The following is a 22813-nucleotide window of genomic DNA, read 5'->3' on the forward strand; positions in this document are numbered from 1 at the left end:
ACTAACCTTTAAACATATAACCTACACCTTTTACTGTAAAGATATATTTCATATCCTCCCTTTCAATTTTGCTCCGTAGATAGGATATATATACATCCACAACGTTTGTATGATTATCAAACGTAATACCCCACACCGCATTTAATATCTGTACCCTACTTACGGTCTTCCCTATGTTTTCGACCAGATAAATAAGTAACTTATATTCTCGAGGAGATAACTCTACGTGCTGCCCTGCTAATGTCACTTTATATTGCTCCCGGTTAATTTGTAATTGCCCAAATTGCAACTCGGCTTTCGGTGTTTCTAATTGCTCATATTGCCGCCTACGTGTAAGCGCCCGAACGCGGGAGATCAGTTCATCAAAATGAAAAGGTTTGGTTAAGTAATCGTCAGCCCCATAGTCCAATGCGGATATTTTGTCCTGCACGCTGTTCAACGCACTTAGCATCAGGATAGGCGTATATACTTTTTTATAACGCAAGGCTTGTAAAAGCTGTACGCCATCCATATCGGCCAACATAATATCCAAAATAATTAAATCCCACTCGATATTGATGTATTGTTTTAATACATCTTCCGCATTTTTACATAAAGTGACCAGATAACCGCACTCTTCCAATCCTTTCACCAGAAAATTACTGATTCGATTATCGTCTTCTACTACAAGAATTTGCATAAGCTGGTATTTATCCAAAAATAAGGAATTTGGGGGGAAGACAAAAAAAGCTGCCTTTTCGAGGCAGCTATACTTTTGATCTATTTAACAATTAACTATTTCGCATAGGCAACCGACCTGGTTTCGCGAATAACCGTTACTTTGACTTGGCCCGGATACGTCATCTCTGTTTGGATACGGTTGGATATATCCGCTGCCAGAATCTCTGCCTGGGCATCAGAAACTTTCTCTGATTCGACGACGACGCGCAATTCGCGGCCCGCTTGAATAGCGAACGTCTTTTCCACTCCAGGATAAGAAAGAGCAAGCTCTTCCAGTTCTTTCAAACGCTTAATATAGCTTTCTACCACTTCGCGACGTGCACCAGGACGCGCACCCGAAATCGCATCACATGCCTGGACAACAGGCGAAATCAAGGAAGTCATCTCTATTTCATCGTGGTGTGCGCCAATAGCATTACAAACATCCGGGTGTTCCTTGTATTTTTCTGCCAATTGCATACCTAAAATAGCGTGTGGCAATTCCGGATTGTCGTCAGGCACTTTTCCGATATCGTGTAGAAGACCTGCCCGTTTAGCATGTTTTACGTTTAAGCCAAGTTCTGCCGCCATCGTCGCCGCAAAGTTGGCCACTTCACGCGAGTGTTGCAACAGATTCTGTCCGTAAGAAGAACGATAACGCATTCGACCAACCATCCTTATCAACTCCGGATGAAGACCATGTATACCTAAATCGATTGCCGTACGTTCGCCAATTTCAACAATTTCATCTTCAATCTGTGTACGTGTCTTCGCCACAACCTCTTCGATTCGAGCAGGGTGAATACGTCCATCAGTAACTAATCTGTGTAACGACAAACGAGCGATCTCACGGCGCACTGGATCGAATCCGGACAATATAATCGCTTCCGGCGTATCGTCCACAATGATTTCCACACCCGTCGCCGCTTCCAAAGCACGAATATTTCGTCCTTCACGACCAATAATACGGCCTTTTATTTCGTCATTTTCTATGTTGAAAATAGATACCGTATTTTCAATAGCAGATTCCGTTGCTGTTCGTTGAATCGTCTGGATGACTACTTTTTTCGCTTCTTTGGAAGCTGTCAATTTCGCTTCATCTACGATATCCTTGATTTGCATGATAGCTTGCGAACGCGCTTCTTCACGCAGCGAGTTGACCAACTGTTCCCGAGCTTCTTGGGCAGACAAACCAGCAATTGTTTCCAACTGTTTGATGTGTTGGTTCTTCAATTGATCTACTTCTTCCGATTTTTTCTCGTTGAGTTCAATCAAATGGTCAAGCTTCTTGCTTTTGTTGTCTAATTCTTGCTTTTCCCGATTAAGACTTTCTAATTTTTGATTTAGCGACTGCTCTTTCTGCCGAATCGTATTTTCTTTTTGTGCTACGGCACTATTACGTTGGCTAACTTCTTTTTCGTGTTCCGCTTTTAGTTGCAGAAACTTCTCTTTTGCCTCTAAATTACGTTGTTTTTTGTGGTGCTCGGCTTGTTGTTCAGCCTCTTTAATAATACGCTCCGCTTTCTCCTGTGCCGTCTGTTCTTGTTTTTTGAAGACTGCCTGCAACAAAAAACGACCGATAACAACACCTATAATAAGCGAAACTATGATCGAAATAATAGTAATTAAATCCATTGTTTATATATATGTTATTCTAGTTTGTTCAAAAAAAAACCGCAATTAAATGTAACAGGTCCCATGTATTATTAAACTTCGATTACACATGATTTGAGCAATTGATCATGACCTAGATGGCTTTCGCAAAATGGTCTACATCTTGTTTTCGCTCGTGATATTGAAGCGTTAAGTTTAAAATAGTGACAACCCGAATTTAATTGCGGCAAATTCGTCGTTATAAAGCTCTAAAATAAAGAACGATATATTTTTATTTTCTAAAGAAATCCGTTAATATAGCATCCAATTCGTGAACCTTCTCTTCCAATCCGTCCTCATGTTGTTGTGCGTTGCGCTCTGCTTTAATCATTCCTGTAGCGTACTGCAAGACACACATAGACAACAAGTCTTGTTTATCACGAACTGCATAATTTTCCTGCAATTCCTTTATTTTTTCATTAATTAATTTCGCAGCGTATCTAATCACTTCCTCCTCTGCTGTATCTACCCTTAACGGATAAACACGGTCTGCGATATTTATTTTTATGGAAATTTCTCCCATGTTTTTTGAGCTTAAATAACGTAACAGGCTTCTATATTTACTCTACTTCCTACTTCAATAAGCCTATACATCTGTCTATTTCTCGCACAAAATCGTTAATTTTTTGCTTTGTGTCAAGTATTTTTTCATTTATAGCGTCTTTATCTACCTCCGAGTCGTCCAATGTTTTTGCAACTGCCAAAGCCTTAACCTTTTCCTCCAGCTGATGTACTTTATCTGTACTTGTCTGAAACGCTACTTGTAAAGATTGTACTTCGAGCTTTAACAAATCATTTTCTTCCTGTAAGGCCTCGCACAACTGAATAAGATTCTTCGTCTTCTCGACGATAACATTCATTTGTGTAGATAATCCAGCCATATAATCTTTTCGCAATTAATCGTTAAACGTGTCCATTAGCGCACTACCGCACCAATCTCTTGTTCAAAGTTAAGCATTAATTTTTTAATTATGGCGTCAATTTGTTTGTCATTTAACGTTTTTTCTTCGTCCTGCAACGTAAAACTTAAAGCATAAGATTTCTTTCCTTCCGGAAGCCCTGAACCTTTGTAGACATCAAAAATATCAACCTCTTTTAGCAATTTACGTTCGGTTTTCGCGGCTATTCTGGTAAGTTCTTCAAAGGTCACCGCATCATCCATCAACAGCGATAAATCCCGTCGCACCGCAGGAAATTTAGACACCTCTTTATATTTGATCGTGTTCTTACGGATTACCTTCATGACTAGGTCCCAATCAAATTGAGCAAAGTAAACCTTTCCATCCACATCGGCTTTTTTTAGATTACCAGCGGAGACAGCACCCAACGTCACCAGAACCTTCTGCCCTTTCTTATAATCCAATCCGTAATCAAAATACTTTCCATCCGTTTCCTGTAGCTGCACTCCTTGGATATTCAAACGTTTGACTATAGCATCAACAGCAGCTTTCAGATGATAAAAATTCGTCTTTTTACTTTTTAAACTCCACTGTTCCGCTAGTTGATCGCCGGCTACACACAACGATAGATTCTGTCGCTCGCGATATCCCTCGTCCGTTTTGAAATACGTTTTACCATACTCAAAATACTTAGCGTTCGGGCTTTTGCGCTTTTGATTGTAGGCTACGGTTGTCAAGGCTGAAAACAGTAAATTCTGACGCATCGTATCCAAATCCGAGCTCAATGGGTTTACCAAACGAACAGCTGTTTGTTCGTCCTCCACAAACGATAATTTCGTTAGGGAGTTGTTCAATATTTCGCGGTAGCCATTGCCTATCAATAAATCGGCAACTTGATTCAATACAACTTCCTTGTCTGGTTTCTCGGTTGTGTTTAAAGAAGATTTAATCTGTGGCTTTAATTCAATATTGTTATAACCGTAGATACGTAACACCTCCTCGATGATGTCTACCTCGCGCGTAACATCCACTTTGTAAGCAGGTACGCTTACGGTAATTTCCTCACCACTCTCTTCCGAAATACCGATTCCCAGTGCTTCGATAATAGCTTTAATCTCGGTATTTGGTATTTCCTTCCCGATCAATTGTCGTACCCGACGATAATCAACAGGGAATATAAATGGCGAAACCGGAGCCGGATAGCTGTCTGTTACAGCCGAAACGACCTGACCACCGGCAATTTCTTGAATCATCAGTGCCGCTTTTTGTAACGCATATACGGGCATATTAGGATCTGTACCGCGCTCAAAACGGAACGAAGAGTCTGTTTTTAATCCATGACGTTTCGACGTTTTACGTACCGATACCGCATCAAAGTAAGCAGATTCCAAGAAAATACGTGTTGTTGTTTCGTTAACACCGGAATACTCGCCTCCAAAAACTCCGGCGATACACATCGGCTTTTCTGCGTCTGCAATCACTAAATCTTCCGAAGAAAGCTTTCTTTCTATACCATCCAATGTCTTGAAAGGTTCATTTTCATTAGCATAACGTACTACTACCTTATTTTCTGCAATCCTCGCAGCATCAAATGCATGCAATGGTTGCCCTAAATCGTGCAATATATAGTTTGTAATATCTACGATATTATTGATCGGACGCACGCCGATGACATTCAATTTTTCTTTCAGCCAGTCGGGTGACTCTCCTACGGTGATATCGGAAATAGTCACGCCAGCATAACGAGGGGCTGCCGTAGGTGCTTTTACCTCTACCTGTACACCTGCGTCTTTTCCTTCTTGAAAAGCGGAAACATCAGCTAGTGTATAAGGTTTACGGAAATATGCAGCCAAATCACGGGCAACGCCTAGATGAGACGCAGCATCTGCACGGTTCGGCGTTAAACCGATTTCATATCGAAAATCATCTTGTACATTAAAATAATCCTTCACGCGAGAACCTACCACTGCATCAGCGCTCAGCTCTACAATTCCGGCATGTGAAGTTCCTAAACCGATCTCGTCCTCACCGCATAGCATCCCTTCAGAAACTTCTCCCCTAATCTTCGATTTCGTAATTTTAAACGGCTCTCCATTCGTGGGGTAGCAATAAGTTCCGACAGTGGCCACAATCACCTTTAGTCCTTCCCGTACATTGGGTGCGCCGCAAACGATATGCAACAACTCCGAGCCACCAATGTCTACTGTTGTGACCTTCAATTTATCCGCATTGGGATGCTGCCCGCACGTTTTCACCTCTCCTACAACCAACCCTTCTAGACCACCCGGGATGCTCTGCACCGTCTCTAATAACTCTACTTCCAGTCCGATATCCGTCAAAATCAAGGATAGCTCTTCCGGTGTTTTATCTATGTTTATGTAGTTCTTAAGCCAATTATAGGAAATATTCATTTTAGAATCTTTATTTTAGGCACAAAGATAGTTTTTTTGGCGTGTTCGGTAAAACGTTTTCTGTTGATGCTACCGAAAACGTTGATTTTTTTGGCTAAAATATGGAGGTTAAAAATCTCTCTTTTATCGTTCCCCTTGCTTAAAATCGTTATTAACAGTGTGCTAATGGGTTTTTATATTTCAAAACGCCTGCATACAACAGGGATAGAAAGTGATGTACAATGAGTCAAAACACATACACAATGAACCAAAGCATATCACCAGTGAGTCAAAACATATACGCAATGAGTCAAAGCACATCACCAATGCGTCATAGCATATCATCTATGAGTCAAAAGACATACACAATGAACTAAAGTATATCACCTATGAACCAAAACCCATGTACAATAAACCAAAACACATACGCGATGGGCTAAAGCACATCACCAATGCGTCATAGCATATCATCCATGAGCTATAGCATATGTACGATAAGCCAGGATATATTATCAATGGGTCATAGCCTATCGTCTATGAGACAAAGTAGCTACCAATAAGTCAAAACTTAGCACTGATATAATAAAGCATAGTGCGCTTTACTTCCTCCTACGGATCAATTTCCGTTCTTCGGCGGGAGAAAGTCCGAATGCTTTTTTGTACCGGGTTGCAAAGTGCCTAGCACTGGAAAAATGTAATCTATCGGCAATCTGTTCAATGGAGAGATGCGGTCTTTTATGCAACAATTCCCGGCCCTTATGCAGACGAAGTAAACGGATATACGCATGAAGTTTAACACCACTTCCTTCAAATGCACGGCTCAGATTTCTGGTTGAACAGCCAAGAGCAGCAGCAATACGGTGCCGATCCAGATCGGGCTCCATATAGTGTTCTAATATATACGCACACGCCCGACGATCAAGAGTATCCAGTTTTTTTTCTGACATAGGAATCCAAGATAAGGATTTTCTGCAAAAATTTATTTGAATAAATCGGAGTGTGTGCCTGTTCGTACAAGCTCTAGGAGTCTTATTTCTTGGTTTTCATCCCAAATCAACAGTAAGTCCGGTTTAACATGACATTCCCAGTATCCGGTATAACTACCTTTGAGCTTATGGGCTTTATGCTTTTTTAATAATCCCGCATGCCCGTGTTCAGCAAGAGTTGACACAACCTCTTGAAGTAAGCAGAAGTCTTTTGGGGAACGTTTTTTAAGTAGTTTAAGATCTTTCAGAAATTTTTTTGAGGTTATAAGTTTAAACGTAGACATAACGAGAAACTAGATGCTATTGAATAGTTCTTCCACGTTTTCAAATTGTTTTCCCTTTCCTTCTTTCAATTCCTTCATAGCCGCAATCGTTTCTTTATTCGGCTCTTTCTGCTTCTTCGTTTTTACAGTGATACCTAATTCTTTTAACAACGCCTTAATCAAAGGGGCTTTTTCTTCCGGAACTTTAATTTCTAATGTTTGCATAGTCATACGCTTAACTTAACCTTATACAAAGATAGCCTTTTACCTGCAAAAGTAAAAAATCTCCTAATGTGGTTCATTAACCGCTAGATTCTATATATAAAGATTTTACAGTTTGTTAACCTCTCCATATTTTAAACTCAATTACTTTTCCCGTTTCATCAAATTTTATCACTAAGCTTGCTGTGTCAATACCTCGTCTTGCCGCCCCTAAGTGGTAATTAAATTTGTTATTTATTTTACTTTCCGGCTCTCCGAGCAATTCGACAGGTCTTTTTTGCAATGCCCTTTACCAATACGTTCCGGATAAAAACGTTAGTCGTATAAACGATATTACACTTTTATCGTTGAGATGAAGCAGATCATCTAGTTGCTTAACTTCCGTATCATTGACCAAGACCACAAACAGCCCGTCCTGGAAAGCCAAAAAAGCATTTTCAAGCGCTTCATTCACATAAGCCGGTGTTTTGTTTTCGATATCACCAAACCCGATCTTTCCACTTTCAGACTGTTCCTGTATTTCGCTGGGCGTGAGAAAGGAAATCAACTGAATTTCCACACGCTCTTTGTTATAACGCTGAACCTCCTGCGTTACACACTCCTCTATTAATGCACGCAAGGTATCCGGTTTTTTAGAGACATGAAAGGGGACGGTTAGGATTTTCTTTTTTCCCAAACGTTTTAATTGCAAAACAACTTGTTCCATGTGCTGCTATTTGTTGATTTGTACCAAAATGGTCGGATCCTTGATTTTATCGTCCTGTGCTAACAACCGCATTTTCGAAATGATTTCGGCTGATTTAGGATCATCATCCACAAACGGAAGAAACATGCGCCCGCGATGTTGGCTATGAACCGGAATTATCGATAGCTGCAATCCATTTTTACTGACCATACCACTTCCCAGATGTATACTATAACTACCCAACTTGCCTTTCACCAGTATATGTCTTTCTTTGATCTCCACATTATCCAGCTTGAACAGACGGGCGCTCTCTTTGGCCAATGCAGCACGCATCTGCATCGAACTGTGGCTGGCTTCAGGATCTACTTCACCCACATGGGCTACACTAACAACCAGGTCGACATCCCGCATCGTTTCGCTAAAAATAACAGGATCGATATCCGTCAGTGGAACCACCTTGCCGTCCTTTAACGAATAAAAACAAACATATTCCAATGAGGGAGCCTCTACCTCTGATGGAGAGAACCAATCTGCCATGGCAAATAACGTCGCCAGGTAACCTTCCTTGTGATACACTTTTTGCAAGCCCTCATCGTAGTTCACTGTCCAACCTCTCCCTCTCAGCAAGGCAACTGTTTTATTGGGTTGAATTTGATGGCCTTGATAGCGTTCCGAACGGTTACTATGTTCCCGTTCATCCGCTGTTAAAACGTATAACTCCCTAAATACCTGCTTAAATGGTTGTTGTATTTGTTCATCAAAGATATAACGTTGATACAGGTCCCACTGAACTGCTTCGTATAAATGCGCAGGATGAGCAACCACAAAACGTTGTTCGGAATGGAGAGATTGCAAATTACCGTCTACTCCTAATAACTGGCCATCTTTCCAAAATCCCGAAATTCCAGCATGCCTATCTATCAGTACCAGTTTGCCTAACATGGCATGGACAACCGGATGCGCCATGATTTTACCCAACTCTTCTACACTAAACTCATCTCGGCGCAACATCGCATTTTCCAACGATTGGCGTGTACGTGCATATTGTTTGCGCAGGTAGTTCTTACCTTCTTTAAGTTGCTCTACGCGCTTATCTTTTTTGATCTTATCCGGAATAGTCTTTAGAACCTTGCCGTTCTTGTTGACCACGATATCAGCTTTACCCATCTCATCCATAACCAGCTCCAATATCGTGTCTCCTATCTCTACGCTTGCATTATCCATAATCTGCTGCGTTGCTTTTCCTTCCATTGCCCACGAAAAGCGTACACTATCGTCAAATCCGGCATTCCGGGCAAGATTATCCAACCCGATCTCGACTGCACGTTTCTCACTTTCCTGACGCTGCGCACCAAATTGTTTGCTTTCCTGTAAAAAGGTTTGCAGGAGATTATACCGCTTTAGCAAGTCGGCTTCGGGGTTAGCCTTGCTAATCGGAATCAGCCCAAGCGCCATCACATAGTCCTTATCTCTTTTTTCTATGATTTTCTTTAATGTTTCCGTAATCTTGGTTTCTCCCAATAACACCGATGAATAGAGCTTCACCCGACGATAGCCCATACCATCCGAAAGATATTTCGCCGCCTCGTGCACCAGTTTCCAGTTCGCTTTACCCAAATTACCATATACCCTTTGAAACCATTCTATATCGATAGCACCCTTTTGAAAATCGTCTTTGGGTACATTAGAATACCTCGAAATAATGGTTTCCTTTTCGGCATTCATATAATCCGTCGTATGGGCTAAAAACCACCAAACAGCCTCTTGGAGTTTGTTTATTTTCAGGTAGTCGCCTAACCATTCCGCCCATTGTGTGGCGTAACAGGATACTTCTACCAAACGCTTTTTGTCAAACTTATTCTCCCGGAGCGTTTCAGCAAAAGTATCGTAAGTATCCTCTTCAGAAAGTGTGCTGAGTTTCAGTATCTGACTGAACGTATATTTCTTGCTAACGTTTGTACCATACGAATATCCTCGATCAAACTTATCCTTTCCCATACGTTGCAACACCTCAAAAAAGAATCGTACACCTTCTACTGTAGCAAAATTCGATATATAACGGGAAGCCTCCGTAGGTAAGTCTCCCCTTTCCAATTCAACCTGTAACAGGTTGTTTTTTAACTTTTCTGTTATCCGCGGAATGCTGATATGCTCAAATCGCTTGGTATGGTAATTCTGTCCGCCGTCCAGGAAGTAGAACAAATCATTGTCTAACAAGCCGAGAAACAACAGGTCGTCCTTATTGAGCTTACCTTGATTGAATAGAGAAAGCGTTAGTTCGGTATATGGTGTCATGAACTTGGTGGAAATTTCCGGCGCCAGTACTTTCGGTAAATGTGGGATACATTCTTTGATATGTTGAATATCCGCATTTTTTGACAACTCATTTGCCAATACAAAGTATTGCAATTGCCAAAGACGGAATTGCTGTTCTTCATCTAAAAATTCCGAATCCGGTTCATAGATACTATACGCCAGATTTAATACGAAGCTATACCAATATACTTCGTTCGAATAATAATAGCTCGACTGTTTGAAAGGTTTATTTTTTAACTCTTTCGGAAAATGGAAAATCAAATCTTCCAAGACATCCAGTTTATAGCTTGTCCACATTTTCTTGTCCGCGTATACATCCGCAAGACAGGTCAATATGCGCGATATTTTTTCTGTACGGCTCTGGTAATAATAGGGTTCGTCTCCAAAGTTTATGCCTTTAAAGTCTGGTAGATACTGTGCTTTGAAATCCCGCAAGCCCTCGTAGTCTAGATGATTATAATAGTGATCATAACAGTATTGGATAACCGAATAAATTTCAAAGTCATTCAACCCGGTGTCATGATACCATTGTTTCCAAACTTCTGCCAACGGCAAATTATCTAAATGTGCTTCCGCTTTAGCTTCCCGTTCAAGCAAACGTAACGGACGTAAATTATTGACCAATATGGACGTTGCTGTTTCGCTCCTATATCCCTCATGCTGATATTCATAGTCCTTATGTTTATCGAACAGCTCAAATAATTTGTTCACTGCCTCAACGGTCTTTCTGGTATCGATAAGCTCTCCAAATAGAAACGCAGATTTATTTCCCGTTAAGCGTTTGAGTATATTTTTCTTCTTTCTTTTGAATTTTTCCTCGGGCAATTTGAAGTTCGTTAACTGATTGTAGTCTATCGCTCCGAATCCGTTCTCGAAGCCATACGCAGTGGTGTTATCAGAAAACTTATCCACAAATATCCGCTCGTTCTTCGTCAGCTGACGGGTTTTGTACGTTTCGATTTGCGTATGTACAAAATCGGACACACGTTCCGATTCATCCAACAGCACTAATATTTCTAAGGCTGCCAATCGCTGGTCGATATTTCCCGAGTGGATCAACCTTCCAACACTCTCCTTTACCCTTTCATCTGCCTGATCTGCTAAAAGCCCGATAGCTGTACTCCGGAGGTCCTTACCTTTCCGGCTAAGCACATTTTCCAACACATCGATATCTTCCGGGTATAAGGTGACGGATCGCAATACCGTCATCCCGGTAGCGGCAACACTCGCATTCCGATCCGTAAACGCTTGCCGTGCTACCTGTCTTTGCCAGGCATCCTTTTCCAGATCGAACGTCTTTGCACTCTTGTTATTACCCGTTCGGCTGGACCAACTGTACGTATAATGGTCCGGAAATACCTTCCGCATCAACTGCTCTCTGGAATTAGAGGGAATAGTGTGTAGCTCTTTAGACAATGCTATTACTTGCGCCGGAGTAGCATTTCTTATCAATATATCGAAGAAATATTCCGGTTTGATGACATAACTCTTCCATGAAAAACCACGTCCTTCAAATGTTTTGCCCGCTGATGGCAACAGTTGTACGATCGCGAATATTTTTTGAAACAGGCTTTCGCTCAGATCAAATGCAGGGAAATTCACGGTCATCCAATAATCTAATTCAATATCTTTACCTAGGTTTTTCTCTGCGTAAGGAATAAGATCGTGACGTGTTCTTTGGGTTTCGTAAACAAAGAATAGCGCAATAAGTTTCTTTATATGTTCTGCATTTTCATCAAAAACAAGCTGGAAAGCCAATAAATTTGCTGCATCTACTTCCTCAATCCCTTTTGCCCATAATGCGATATACACCTCCATATTGTCCTGGCTTTTGAGGCCTTGTTCTATTTCACCAGGATTACTCAGATACTTGTCGGCCAATTCCAAAACCCGTCGAATGGTGCTAGCTTTGGGGGCATCCCAAGAAAACCCAAACCAGGTATCTACTGCTCTAACGACACTGCTGAACCGCACCAAGTTATGTTCCAATATAACGTTGATAAATCGCTTTAACGCTTTCACCGAAGTGAAATCCAATGTTTCCAAAATGGTTTGTCTTAACCCCTCCTGCTGTTGGGCTGCCAACAGCAGCTTTTCGACCAACTCGTGGTTGACGCTATCTTCCGAGATAAGCAGCGCTTTAATCAACTCGCCCGAAACTCCTCCAATCTCATGTTCGCCTAAAAAGATTTCCTCCAGCAACGGATAATATATAGTTTGATCTTTTGCCAAAACCGTAGCTAAAAACAGCGACAATCCACCGTGGCTGGAATAAACGGCGTATTGTATTTGATCCGTAATCGACATGGAATTGAATCCATTTCCACCACCGTAATATAGGTTGACCAGCTGTTGGATTTTAGTCGTGATATAACCATTTTTAGGATCTATCCGGAACGGACGGCGGTAATAACCGTTTTGATAAGGCAACTGGTCCATCAATTGCCACATATCAGCGATATAAGGGGAAATAACGGGTCCAAAAAGTGTCAAGGCAAGTTTCTTCCCTTCTTCACACTTCCAAGGATTGATCCCGGTATTTTCGCTAAGCTGCTTATAGAAGTCATCTAAGTTTATTTTTCCATCAGAATAATCACGAAATTGGTTACTTACGAGTAGACCCAATGTTTGGTACAGACCAATGAAACTGTTAAAATCTTGCTTCGTGCATACTATCTTTTGATGCTTTTGGATATAAGATATCGCTTTTTCTTTAGGAATCATACGGTATTATCTAATGCTTACATTTTTATCTTTGAATGAAGAATTACGCAGCAATATAGTAAAATCAAATTTAATCCTTACTTTTAGGCTCTTTTTAGGGTGGAGAAACAATGAGTATAAGCAATAACAACAACAAACAGCGGGATAGTCTATTAGGAGACCTAGAAAAAACCATCGTTGTCAACCAATTGATGGGCACTGTGTTTTCCGAACGGGATGAGCAGTGGCGAGATCAGTTTTTGAGTCATATTGATGAGGCAAACCTAAAGCTTGGTGAACCAGAAGTAGCCATTAGCAAAGACGGTTTTCCTTATATCCAACTCCAGACAGTAACCACCGGCGAGAGTTTTCAAGCTTTTGTTATCAACAACCAATTAGACACTATATTAGAACAAGGGTTTGGCATCGCTATCAATGCGCATTTGGATCGACCTGATTGGATTTTTTCCTATGGTGATTTAGCAAATCTTAAATTAAACGGTTCTTTTTATACCGATAACAGTGTCTTTTCCAATCCAGAAGAATACCTAGGCATCAACAAAGATGAGGAAATTTTGGTAGGACAACCTTCTGAAGAGGTTTTCCCCAATTTTCTTAGAAGACAAATTCGCGAGTTTTTACAATATTCTGGGGTCAAGAATCCAAAAATCATGTTAATAGCCCGTAATTATACGGATGAAGAACGTGCATCGCAGGATCTGGTATTCAATATCATGCCCACGCAATTTGCTTCGGAAAAGGATTTTAACACCATCATGAATACCATCCAATGGTTTCTACCTAAGCACTACTCTTTTTTCGGCGTGGATGAACTGGCCATCGAAAACGGATTTCAACCCCTTTAACAAAATCAAAATAAACTCAAATGTATTTTAATGTACGCGTTTACGGTCTATTGATTACAGATACAAAGGAAATTCTTATTAGTGACGAAAAGACCCTCAACGTGTCTTTCACGAAGTTTCCGGGTGGCGGACTTGAATATGGCGAGGGATTGATCGATGCTCTAAAACGGGAGTTCATGGAAGAGTGTCAACTGGAAATCGATATCGTCCGCCATATATACACAACAGATTTCTACGAAAAATCCAGTTTTAATGATAGTCAAATTATTTCTATCTATTATCAAGTACAGGCTAAAAGTCCAATCCTATTCGATATAAAAACAAGTCCTTTTGATTTCTCCAAAGAAAAACAACAAGAAAAAATGGAGGTGTTTCGGTTTATGCCGATTGATGGCCTACAAGAAGCGGATCTCACATTCAAAACAGACAAGATGGCATGGCATCAATTCAAAGAATTGATTTTGTAGAGACGCAATTAACAGACCCCCTGACGAGTTCATAAAAGATAATCGCGTCTCTCTACTTTATCTCAAAAAATACGCCAGTGCGATAACGACAACAATCCCCACAATAATAATAATCAGGTTCCGTTTACCATCATTATCCGATTCCGCACTTTTAAATTTATAGTCTCTTTTGAATTTATTCATATCCATAATTGCCTCCTTTTTCTATGGTGATGATAATAACTGTAAATTTACATAAAAAATTATTTATTCGTGGTGATAGGGTTCGCCTCTTAAGATAGTAAATGCTCTATAAAGCTGTTCTACAAAAAATAAACGGACCATCTGATGGGAGAATGTCATTTTGGACAAAGATAACTGTTGATTGGCTCGCTTATACACTTCATCCGAGAAACCATACGGCCCACCGATAATAAACACGATATGCTGAACAGAGCCAACCATTTTCTGTTCCAGAAAATTCGCAAACTCGATAGAACGAAATGCTTTTCCACGTTCATCTAACAATACCACAAAATCCCCATTATTCAATTGCTTTAAGATAAGCTCGCCTTCTTTAGTCTTTTGTTGGTCCTGCGTTAGGTGTTTGGCATTTTTAATATCGGGAATAACAGAAACATCAAAATGTACGTAATGCTTTAGCCGTTTTACGTAGTCTTCTATTCCCGTTTTGACAAAACTCTCATCTGTTTTCCCTATGCACAATAATGCTACTTTCATTGAAATTACCTATAAATTGTAGTACTAAAAAAGCCTGGGAGTAATCTGGCGATTTCCCAGGCTTTAAAAATATGACCTCTTGTTAGAGGTAATCAACCTAAACCTATGACAAAGGTATAAAAAAAAGAAAATATAAAAAAAGTTATATTTGCAAAAAGACGAAGATTATGTTTACCGGCATTATTGAAACTGTGGGAACAGTTACCAAGATCGAAAAAGAATTAGGGAATTTGCACTTTTTTGTGCAATCCCATATTTCTAATGAACTGAAGATTGACCAAAGCGTGTCTCATAATGGTGTATGCTTAACGGTTGTAGGAATCGAAGAGGACGTTCACAAAGTAACAGCGATACAGGAAACATTGCTGAAATCAAATTTAAGTGCGTTAAAAATTGGTGATTTGGTTAATCTAGAGCGTTGTACGCCCGCTAATGGTCGATTCGACGGTCACATTGTGCAGGGGCATGTAGATCAAACAGCACGATGTATTGCGAAGGAAGAACAACACGGGAGCTGGCTTTTCACCTTTACCTATGAACCTCAAGAACAAAACATCACGGTGGAAAAAGGCTCTATTACGGTAAACGGAATTAGTCTGACGGTGGTCAATTCATTAATCAATCAATTTTCTGTAGCTATTATTCCATACACTATTGAACATACCAACCTGCAACAGGTTAACGTGGGTGACACCGTTAATCTGGAGTTTGATATTATAGGAAAGTACGTCTCCAAGATGATGGCTATGCGTCGTTCGTAATTAGTTACGAATTATAGTTTCACTCCAAATAATGCCCTTGTCGAACTAATAAAGCTCGATATTTATTGAATACGCTGGATTTCGAAATAAATCCCAGATATCGGTCATTTTCGTCAAGAACAGGCAGTATCCATACATCGTCTTTGTTCATTTTTGTCATCACAATTTCCATGTTCTCTTTGTCCCGTACTACATCGTTTGGTTTTTGAGCTAATTGTCCGAAAGCTTTATCTGCCCCTTCCTCTTCACCTAATAAAATGGAAAAAAGGCGTTCGCTGTAAATTGTCCCCAACAATTTACCATCGTCATCTACAATCGGGAATATATTACGTTTTGAATGTATAATATCTGATTTCCGATCGAGCGGTGTTTCATTCGGCCGCAATATGATAAAATTTGTTTCCAAGACATAGCGGAGTTTCATCATGCTCAACACAGTTCGATCTTTATCTTCATAAGAAAGCAGGTCGCCGGAATCCGCCAAGACTTTCGTATAAATGGAATGTTTGAGTATCGAACGATTGATAAGATAGGATATAGATGTAACTAACATCAATGGCACCATGAGTGTATACCCGCCCGTAATTTCCGCAATTAGAAACAAACCTGTTAGCGGGGCGTGCATAATACCCGCTAACGCACCTGCCATACCTGCCACCACAAAATTGGGCACATTGAGCATCACAACACCGGTCTGATTGATGCCGTAAGCGAAGGCAAAACCAAGAAGCCCCCCCATCACCAAACTCGGGCCAAACACTCCCCCGTTTCCGCCGCCGTTTAGGGTAAAAAGCGATGCCAAAGATTTTGCAAATAATGTCAAAACGGTATAGCATACAATAACACCCGCCATATGCCTGTAATCGGCAAAGAGACTATTCTTCACGATAGCATCAAACTGTCCATCCAGCATTTGTTGAATGGTAAGGTACCCTTCACCATATAACGCCGGAAAGATGAAAATCATCAGTCCAAGCGATATGCCACTAAACCATACTTTATGGTAGGGATTACGGATTTTAGAGAACCAGGATTTTACCGTTGTGCTTATTTTTGCAAAATAAACCGTATACAATCCTACAATGACAGCCAGTAATATATAGAAGATAAGTGCACCTACCTCCCATTCGGTACTGGCCGTATGAAAAAGAGGTTCACTATATAACAATCGCGAAACAACGGAAGCTAACGCAGCGGAAATCAACAAAGGAATAAATGCGGGTATGGAAAACTCGGGCAACAAAATTTCAATGGCAAAAATCATCCCGGCAATAGGGCTATTAAATGCGCCCGCAATTCCAGCTGCTGCACCGCAGGCTAATAGCATGGTAATTTCTTTATATTGTAAGCCGAAGAAACGCCCTGTATTGGAACCGATGGCCGAGCCGCTATACGCAATAGGAGCTTCTAATCCGCATGAACCACCGAATCCAACGGTGATGGCACTCGTTACGATTTGCGAATAAACATTATGTGGTTCTATACGGCTGGATTTCCTCGATATGGCGTAAATAATAGGTGTGATGCCATGTTCAAATTTTTTCTTTTTGAGGAACTTGCGTACATATAATACACTTAACAAAATACCAAGTAAGGGCAGGACCAAATAAAAAGAATATTTATAATGCCATTCAATGTCATTCTGCAATGTGGCGGCAATAAAATGTGTCAGACCTTTTAATAGGGCAGCCGCCAATCCCCCAATAATCCCGACGAGAAAAGCCAGTATAATCAGAAAATTCCGGTTTGAAATCTTCTGCATCCGCCACCGGTTCAATTCGTCTAATTTTTTTCTAATATTTATGCTCATATTGACATGGCCTCCTTTAGAGGTCAAACCCCATTACTTCCCTTTTCTTTTTTGTTTTGAAACGCTCAGGTACAATATCTAAAATTTCATTTTTCAATGCATTCACCGCCTGCTTCTTCACAAAGTTGGATGTCGTTACCAAGCTGATTTCTCGTACGGGTTCTGGCATTTTGAAATACCTTACGTGATTAAGCTGGTCTTCATCATATCCCAAAATACTCATTTCGGGCAATATAGTAATTCCTCCATTGATATCCACCATCCGCTTCAATGTCTCCACACTACCCGTATTATATTCAAACGTTCCGTCAGCTGCTTGATTATGCTTATAATGACAAATATTCAACACTTGCCCTCGCATACAATGCCCCTCATTAAGAAGCCATAACTTTTCATTGGAAATTTCGTCTGCTGTCACTATCTTTTTTTCATATAGTGGACTCTTTTCTGAGACATACGCGACGAAGGTTTCGTAATACAACTGTGTTTCCTCGATACCTGCCTCTTGTAAAGGCGTGGAAAGAATACCACAATCTAAACGCCCCATCTTAAGTTCCTGAATGATCTTTTCTGTGGTATATTCCCATATCTGCAATTGCAATTGCGGATATTTTTGTAATATCCTAGTCAGCACATCGGGAAGCAAATAAGGTGCTATGGTTGGAATAACACCTAGTTTTAATTCACCAGAAATTACCCCTCTCTCCTCTTGCAATAGTTCTCCTATTTTTTTGCTCTCGTTCAACACAACACGTGCCTGTCGGATGATCTTTTCGCCTATTTCGGTCGGTACGACAGGCTGCCGGCTACGGTCAAATATTTTCGCTCCCAACGATTCTTCCAATTTCTGAATCTGCATACTCAACGTAGGCTGTGTTACATAGCAGTGCTCTGCCGCAGCAACAAAACTACGGTATGTATCCACAGCTATAATATATTCCAATTGCACCAGTGTCATCCTATCAATTTTAGCTATGCAAAGGTACATTTTATTTGAGAAGATGTGAATTTGTTACAACTTCACAAATTTACGATTCACCAATTAATGCTTAACTTTGGGGAGAAGCTAAAATTTGGAAGTTTATGATCAAACTAAAAGCAAAGCGCGGTTTGTTGTGTGCCTTTTTATTAGGAGCCAGTGTATTCAACTTTTCCGCATCCATACCCGATGAAGGGATGTTTCCGCTCAGCGAGCTTAGTCGTGCAGGATTAAAAAAGGCGGGACTAAAGATAGCGGAGAAAGACATCTATAACCCCGGGCAAATCGGATTGGTAGATGCACTGGTACAGGTAAGTGGTTGTTCAGGTTCTTTTGTGTCCCCTAACGGTCTTATCATTACCAACCATCACTGTGCATTTAGTGCCGTGCAGCTAGCGAGTTCACCCGAATTTAACTATTTGAAAAATGGCTTTGTTGCACAATCCTACGAACAAGAGATTGAAGCTGAAGGCTTAACCATCCGCATTACGGAATCCTACGAAGATGTATCAGAAGAGATTTTAAGCGCGGTAGCTTCTATTAGCGATCCAGCAGAACGCATCAATATGATCAGTAAAAAGCGGTCTGAAATTGCAAAAAGAGCAGAGACGGACAATCCAACCATTAAAGCGGAAGTATCCGAAATGTTCATCGGCAAAAGCTACGTACTTTTCCGTTACAAAACAATCGAAGATGTACGTCTAGTTTATGTCCCTCGGCAAGATATCGGTGAATTCGGAGGTGAAACAGACAATTGGGTGTGGCCGCGGCATACGGGAGACTTCTCTTTTCTACGTGCTTACGTAGCACCAGACGGATCGTCGGCAAAATACGCCAAAGAGAACGTGCCTTACCAACCTAAAAAACACCTCAAAGTAAATCCAAAAGGCGTCAACGAAAATGATTTTGTGTTCATATTGGGGTATCCAGGCAGAACATTTAGGCACCGTCCGGCTCAATATATCGAATACCAACAAAGGTATTTACTGCCTTACACGTCCGAACTCTATGATTTTCAAAACCAGCAAATGTTTGCAGCGGGAAAAGAAGATCCGAAAACGGAACTGGCGCTGGCAACACGTATCAAGCGAAACGCGAACGTCATGAAAAACTATCGTGGTAAATTGAAAGGGCTTCAGAATTTGGATTTGGTAGGCGACAAACGAGAGGAAGATGAAGCACTAACAAAATTCATTACTAGCAAACCCGATCTCCAAGCTAAATACGGCACATTGATGGCCGACATCGATAAGCATTACCAAGCTGTTTTTGAGGTGGCTCCAAAAGAGCTTTGGTTCAATAACATTTATAACAGTATATCTTTGCTTCGGGTAGCTTATACGATAAACGATTTTAAAGAAGCTATCCTCAAGCAAAATGGACTTAACACACAAGAAGAGGTATTCGCACTTAACATTAACCAATTACGGGAATATTTAGACAACATCTACGGTAGCTACCATCTTACGGTCGACAAAAATATTGGACGCCGTATGTTTGAGGACGCCTATCAATTAGATGGCCCCAACCAACTGGATTACTTCGCCAAGAAAAACTTCACCAATAAAGAGGAAGCGGGAGATTATATAGTAGCAGCTTTAGACAAGTCCAAACTTAACAGCAAAGAGACACTCTACAACACGGTATTAAAAGATATCCAGTCGTTAAAGAATTATAACGATGATTTATTAACAATTCTAAAAGAGCTGGATGCTGAGCGGGAGGTATTCAATGCAGAGCAAAAACGACGTGAAGGCGTTTTAAATAGACTTATGGGAGATTATGTAGCCGTGAAGGAAAAATACCAGTCAAAAAACTTTATTCCAGATGCGAACTCCACGCTACGCCTTACTTTCGGCAATATCAAAGGATACAGTCCTGCCGATGCAACGTATATGAGTCCGTTTACAACAATAAAAGGGCTTATAGAAAAAGGAAATTCGGGGTTGCCCGAATTTGAATACCCCGAAAGTATTAAAGCAGCATGGTTGGAAAAAAACTTCGGTGCATATGTAAAAAAAGATCTCAACGATGTTCCAGTCAATATACTCTACAATATGGATACAACCGGTGGAAACTCTGGTTCGCCGATTATGAATGCGCATGGTGAGCTCATCGGTGTTAACTTTGACCGTGCCTATGATGCGACGATAAACGATTTTGCCTGGAGCGAAGATTATAGCCGCTCCATCGGTGTAGATATCCGTTATGTATTATGGATAGCCGACAAAATCGACAATGCGCAATTCATTTTAAAGGAAATGGGGATTTAGCGACGAGTCACTTTCCGTATCTTCATGGCCAGCACTACAGTGGCAACAATAAAGCATACCGCAGCAATAATGGCCATGGCGATTAAACCGCTATAGGTATGATAATTTTCTCCGTGCTGGATAAACATAATCCTAAAAATGCGTAAGTAGTGGGTAGAAGGAATGACATCCGCAATAAGCTGTACCCAGGTTGGCATCAAACTAGACGGCCAAGTGAAACCACTTAAAATGAATGCTGGTGTTGCGATAACCATCAATATTTCCGTGGCTTTCAATTGTGACGGCAAAACGATACTGACCAGAACACCGATAAAACATACGGCCAACATAAACACGAATGTACACAACACAAACCACCAAAAGTCGGCATGCAGCGGCATCTCATACCATTTTCCAAATCCCCAATACAAGACCAATATACCAATGGACATGAGGATATAAGGAATAATCTTGACAAAGATAAGTCCTACGGGATTCCGCATTCTCTGCGCTAATTCGACAAAGGTGCCGTTTTCAAATTCCGAGGAAAAAGATAACGCCAACCCCAACAGTAGTACCTGTTGCAATACAATAATCAATACACCCGGCAGCATAAAATAAAGGTAGTTACCACTTCGGATATTCTGCCTGACCATCGTCGTTTTGAAAGGTTCGTATTGTTCAGCTGCAATCTTGGCAGGAACGCCTTGTTTCATCTGCGTTTCTATTTGTACGCCGGCTTTCAGTGTCATGGCACAAACATTCACCGCCATGGCGGCTGTATTGGAAGTCAGGGTATTGGAACCATCCACAAAAATGGTCACTTCCGGAACGCGCTTTTGCTGGACACCTGCGGCAAAGCCCTTCGGGATATGTACGATAACCGTTGCATCATGTTCAATAGCAATCTCCTTTGAGTCAAACAGCGATGGCAGCATACGCACCACCTTGATGCTTTCGTTGTCGTTCATCATGTCAACAAAAGTAGCGCTCATTGGGCTACTGTCCTCATCGACAACAATAATTGGCATTTCTGTTACTTTCCCTTGTTGATACACATGCCCTATCAATACACCATAGAGAATCGGTGCGCCGATAAAGAGCATCATCAGCACACTGTTGTTGAAAAAGAGCTTAAACTCGCGTTGAATGAGTTCGATAAATTTTTTCACGTTCTAATCCTTTCTATGGTGCTTGAAGAACAACCAGCGTCTTTGTTAATAAATCACTTACCTCTGCATGATCCTGAGGCACTACTTTAACCTCGAATACAGTGAGTTGGTTATCATAGTCCGGATAAGCCGTAGAAATATTCGCATATGAGCTCAATGCTTTCATCGCTACTACCCTACCTTTGATTTCTTTATTATCCAAATAAGGGACACGCAGGATAACTTCACTTCCTCTATTTAATTTACCTACTCTATTTTCAGGAACGGTAAACCGGAAATAAGTCGCATTGTTAATGTAACCATTGATAACAGCATATCCAGCAGTGGCGAGTTCCCCTACGTTTAAATTAACGGTCTCCACACTCATATCCTGCGGAGCGATAAGGTATTTTTCCCGTGCGGCTACCTTAACCTCCGCTACCGCCCCTAAAGCACGCTCTTTCTGACCTAATGCCATAACCTGCTGCTCGTAACGAGCACCATTCCGCGCCTCTTCCATTTCCGCTTGCGCCGCAAGGTATTGATTTTTCGCTCCTTGGTATTTGGCGTACGTTTCATCATATTTTTGCTGCGACACTAAACTGTCACGCAATAAGTTTTTCAAGCGATTGATAGATTTCTCGGCGAATTCATATTGTTCTTTTAATCCGTCTACCTTAGCCTGCAATTGTACCAATTGCCCGCGTGTAGCGCCTTTTGTCGCCATATTATATTGTGCTTCGGCAGATTGTAAAGCGCCTTGTGCCTGCTCTGCTTTTGCATCTACTTCGGGGATATCCAATATCACCAACGTATCTCCTGCATGTACAAACTCTCCTTCTTGAACACGTATTTCCGCCACCTTTCCGGGAACTTTCGTCACAACCGTTATCTGTTCACGTTCTACTTTTCCTTCCAAAGGCTTCTCCCGAACTTCATTTTTGCAAGCAAAAAATAAGAAAGCCAAGGGTATAAGGTACAACTGTTTCAT

20 protein-coding genes are annotated in these 22813 nt (G+C 40.9%); 4 read left to right on the forward strand and 16 right to left on the reverse strand.

What is annotated here, in order from left to right:
- Position 1 precedes the first annotated feature (1 nt).
- The 10 genes from H8B21_RS09330 to H8B21_RS09375 form a co-directional block, all read right to left on the reverse strand.
- Positions 2–679: a response regulator transcription factor gene (locus H8B21_RS09330; protein ID WP_165294241.1), complete on the reverse strand. Its 678-nt coding sequence runs from the start codon at positions 677–679 to the stop codon at positions 2–4.
- 95 nt (positions 680–774) lie between these two features.
- Positions 775–2334, reverse strand: a complete 1560-nt coding sequence (gene rny, locus H8B21_RS09335; RefSeq protein WP_165294242.1) for a ribonuclease Y — start codon at positions 2332–2334, stop codon at positions 775–777.
- A 250-nt stretch (positions 2335–2584) separates the two neighbouring features.
- Positions 2585–2875, reverse strand: a complete 291-nt coding sequence (locus tag H8B21_RS09340) for a cell division protein ZapA (RefSeq protein ID WP_165294243.1) — start codon at positions 2873–2875, stop codon at positions 2585–2587.
- Positions 2876–2924: 49 nt separating this feature from the next.
- A complete protein-coding gene (locus H8B21_RS09345; RefSeq protein WP_190313496.1) occupies positions 2925–3233 on the reverse strand; it encodes a hypothetical protein in 309 nt (102 codons plus the stop codon).
- Positions 3234–3268: 35 nt separating this feature from the next.
- Complete coding sequence (gene pheT / locus H8B21_RS09350) at positions 3269–5662, reverse strand: phenylalanine--tRNA ligase subunit beta (RefSeq protein ID WP_190313497.1); 2394 nt, start codon at positions 5660–5662, stop codon at positions 3269–3271.
- Between the two features lie 578 nt (positions 5663–6240).
- Complete coding sequence (locus H8B21_RS09355) at positions 6241–6588, reverse strand: helix-turn-helix domain-containing protein (RefSeq protein WP_190313498.1); 348 nt, start codon at positions 6586–6588, stop codon at positions 6241–6243.
- Between the two features lie 32 nt (positions 6589–6620).
- Entirely contained in the window at positions 6621–6911 is a 291-nt protein-coding gene (locus H8B21_RS20885; RefSeq protein WP_190313499.1) for a type II toxin-antitoxin system mRNA interferase toxin, RelE/StbE family, read from the reverse strand.
- 9 nt (positions 6912–6920) lie between these two features.
- Positions 6921–7115 carry a hypothetical protein gene (locus tag H8B21_RS09365; RefSeq protein WP_190313500.1) on the reverse strand — a complete coding sequence of 65 codons (195 nt, stop codon included), beginning with the start codon at positions 7113–7115 and terminating at the stop codon, positions 6921–6923.
- Between the two features lie 286 nt (positions 7116–7401).
- A complete protein-coding gene (locus H8B21_RS09370) occupies positions 7402–7818 on the reverse strand; it encodes a hypothetical protein (protein WP_190313501.1) in 417 nt (138 codons plus the stop codon).
- Between the two features lie 6 nt (positions 7819–7824).
- Entirely contained in the window at positions 7825–12837 is a 5013-nt protein-coding gene (locus H8B21_RS09375; protein ID WP_190313502.1) for a DUF4132 domain-containing protein, read from the reverse strand.
- Positions 12838–12947: 110 nt separating this feature from the next.
- Here H8B21_RS09375 and H8B21_RS09380 point away from each other — a divergent pair, with 110 nt between their 5' ends.
- Both H8B21_RS09380 and H8B21_RS09385 read left to right on the forward strand, forming a co-directional pair.
- On the forward strand, positions 12948–13682 hold the full coding sequence (locus tag H8B21_RS09380) for a hypothetical protein (protein WP_165294247.1): 735 nt from the start codon (positions 12948–12950) through the stop codon (positions 13680–13682).
- Between the two features lie 20 nt (positions 13683–13702).
- Positions 13703–14149, forward strand: coding sequence for an NUDIX domain-containing protein (locus tag H8B21_RS09385; protein WP_165294248.1), 447 nt, complete (start codon positions 13703–13705; stop codon positions 14147–14149).
- 57 nt (positions 14150–14206) lie between these two features.
- Here H8B21_RS09385 and H8B21_RS20740 read toward each other — a convergent pair whose 3' ends face one another.
- Entirely contained in the window at positions 14207–14338 is a 132-nt protein-coding gene (locus H8B21_RS20740) for a hypothetical protein (RefSeq protein WP_262887169.1), read from the reverse strand.
- Between the two features lie 57 nt (positions 14339–14395).
- Positions 14396–14869 carry a 23S rRNA (pseudouridine(1915)-N(3))-methyltransferase RlmH gene (gene rlmH / locus H8B21_RS09390; RefSeq protein WP_165294249.1) on the reverse strand — a complete coding sequence of 158 codons (474 nt, stop codon included), beginning with the start codon at positions 14867–14869 and terminating at the stop codon, positions 14396–14398.
- A gap of 167 nt (positions 14870–15036) precedes the next feature.
- Here rlmH and H8B21_RS09395 point away from each other — a divergent pair, with 167 nt between their 5' ends.
- Positions 15037–15630, forward strand: coding sequence for a riboflavin synthase (locus H8B21_RS09395; protein WP_165294250.1), 594 nt, complete (start codon positions 15037–15039; stop codon positions 15628–15630).
- Positions 15631–15649: 19 nt separating this feature from the next.
- Here the strand turns inward: H8B21_RS09395 and H8B21_RS09400 are convergent, their stop codons facing one another.
- On the reverse strand, positions 15650–17440 hold the full coding sequence (locus H8B21_RS09400; protein ID WP_190313503.1) for a chloride channel protein: 1791 nt from the start codon (positions 17438–17440) through the stop codon (positions 15650–15652).
- A gap of 16 nt (positions 17441–17456) precedes the next feature.
- On the reverse strand, positions 17457–18398 hold the full coding sequence (locus tag H8B21_RS09405) for a hydrogen peroxide-inducible genes activator (RefSeq protein WP_165294476.1): 942 nt from the start codon (positions 18396–18398) through the stop codon (positions 17457–17459).
- A 125-nt stretch (positions 18399–18523) separates the two neighbouring features.
- Here H8B21_RS09405 and H8B21_RS09410 point away from each other — a divergent pair, with 125 nt between their 5' ends.
- A complete protein-coding gene (locus H8B21_RS09410; protein WP_190313504.1) occupies positions 18524–20692 on the forward strand; it encodes a S46 family peptidase in 2169 nt (722 codons plus the stop codon).
- On the opposite strand, the gene H8B21_RS09415 is transcribed toward H8B21_RS09410, so the two are convergent.
- Positions 20689–21843 carry an ABC transporter permease gene (locus H8B21_RS09415; RefSeq protein WP_190313505.1) on the reverse strand — a complete coding sequence of 385 codons (1155 nt, stop codon included), beginning with the start codon at positions 21841–21843 and terminating at the stop codon, positions 20689–20691. The two genes, H8B21_RS09410 and H8B21_RS09415, sit on opposite strands and share 4 nt — an antisense overlap.
- A gap of 13 nt (positions 21844–21856) precedes the next feature.
- Positions 21857–22813 (reverse strand): HlyD family secretion protein, encoded by a 957-nt coding sequence (locus H8B21_RS09420; protein ID WP_190313506.1) that lies wholly within the window; start codon positions 22811–22813, stop codon positions 21857–21859.

This window comes from Sphingobacterium chuzhouense, from assembly GCF_014692525.1.
In the GTDB taxonomy this organism is placed as follows: Bacteria; Bacteroidota; Bacteroidia; order Sphingobacteriales; family Sphingobacteriaceae; genus Sphingobacterium; species Sphingobacterium chuzhouense.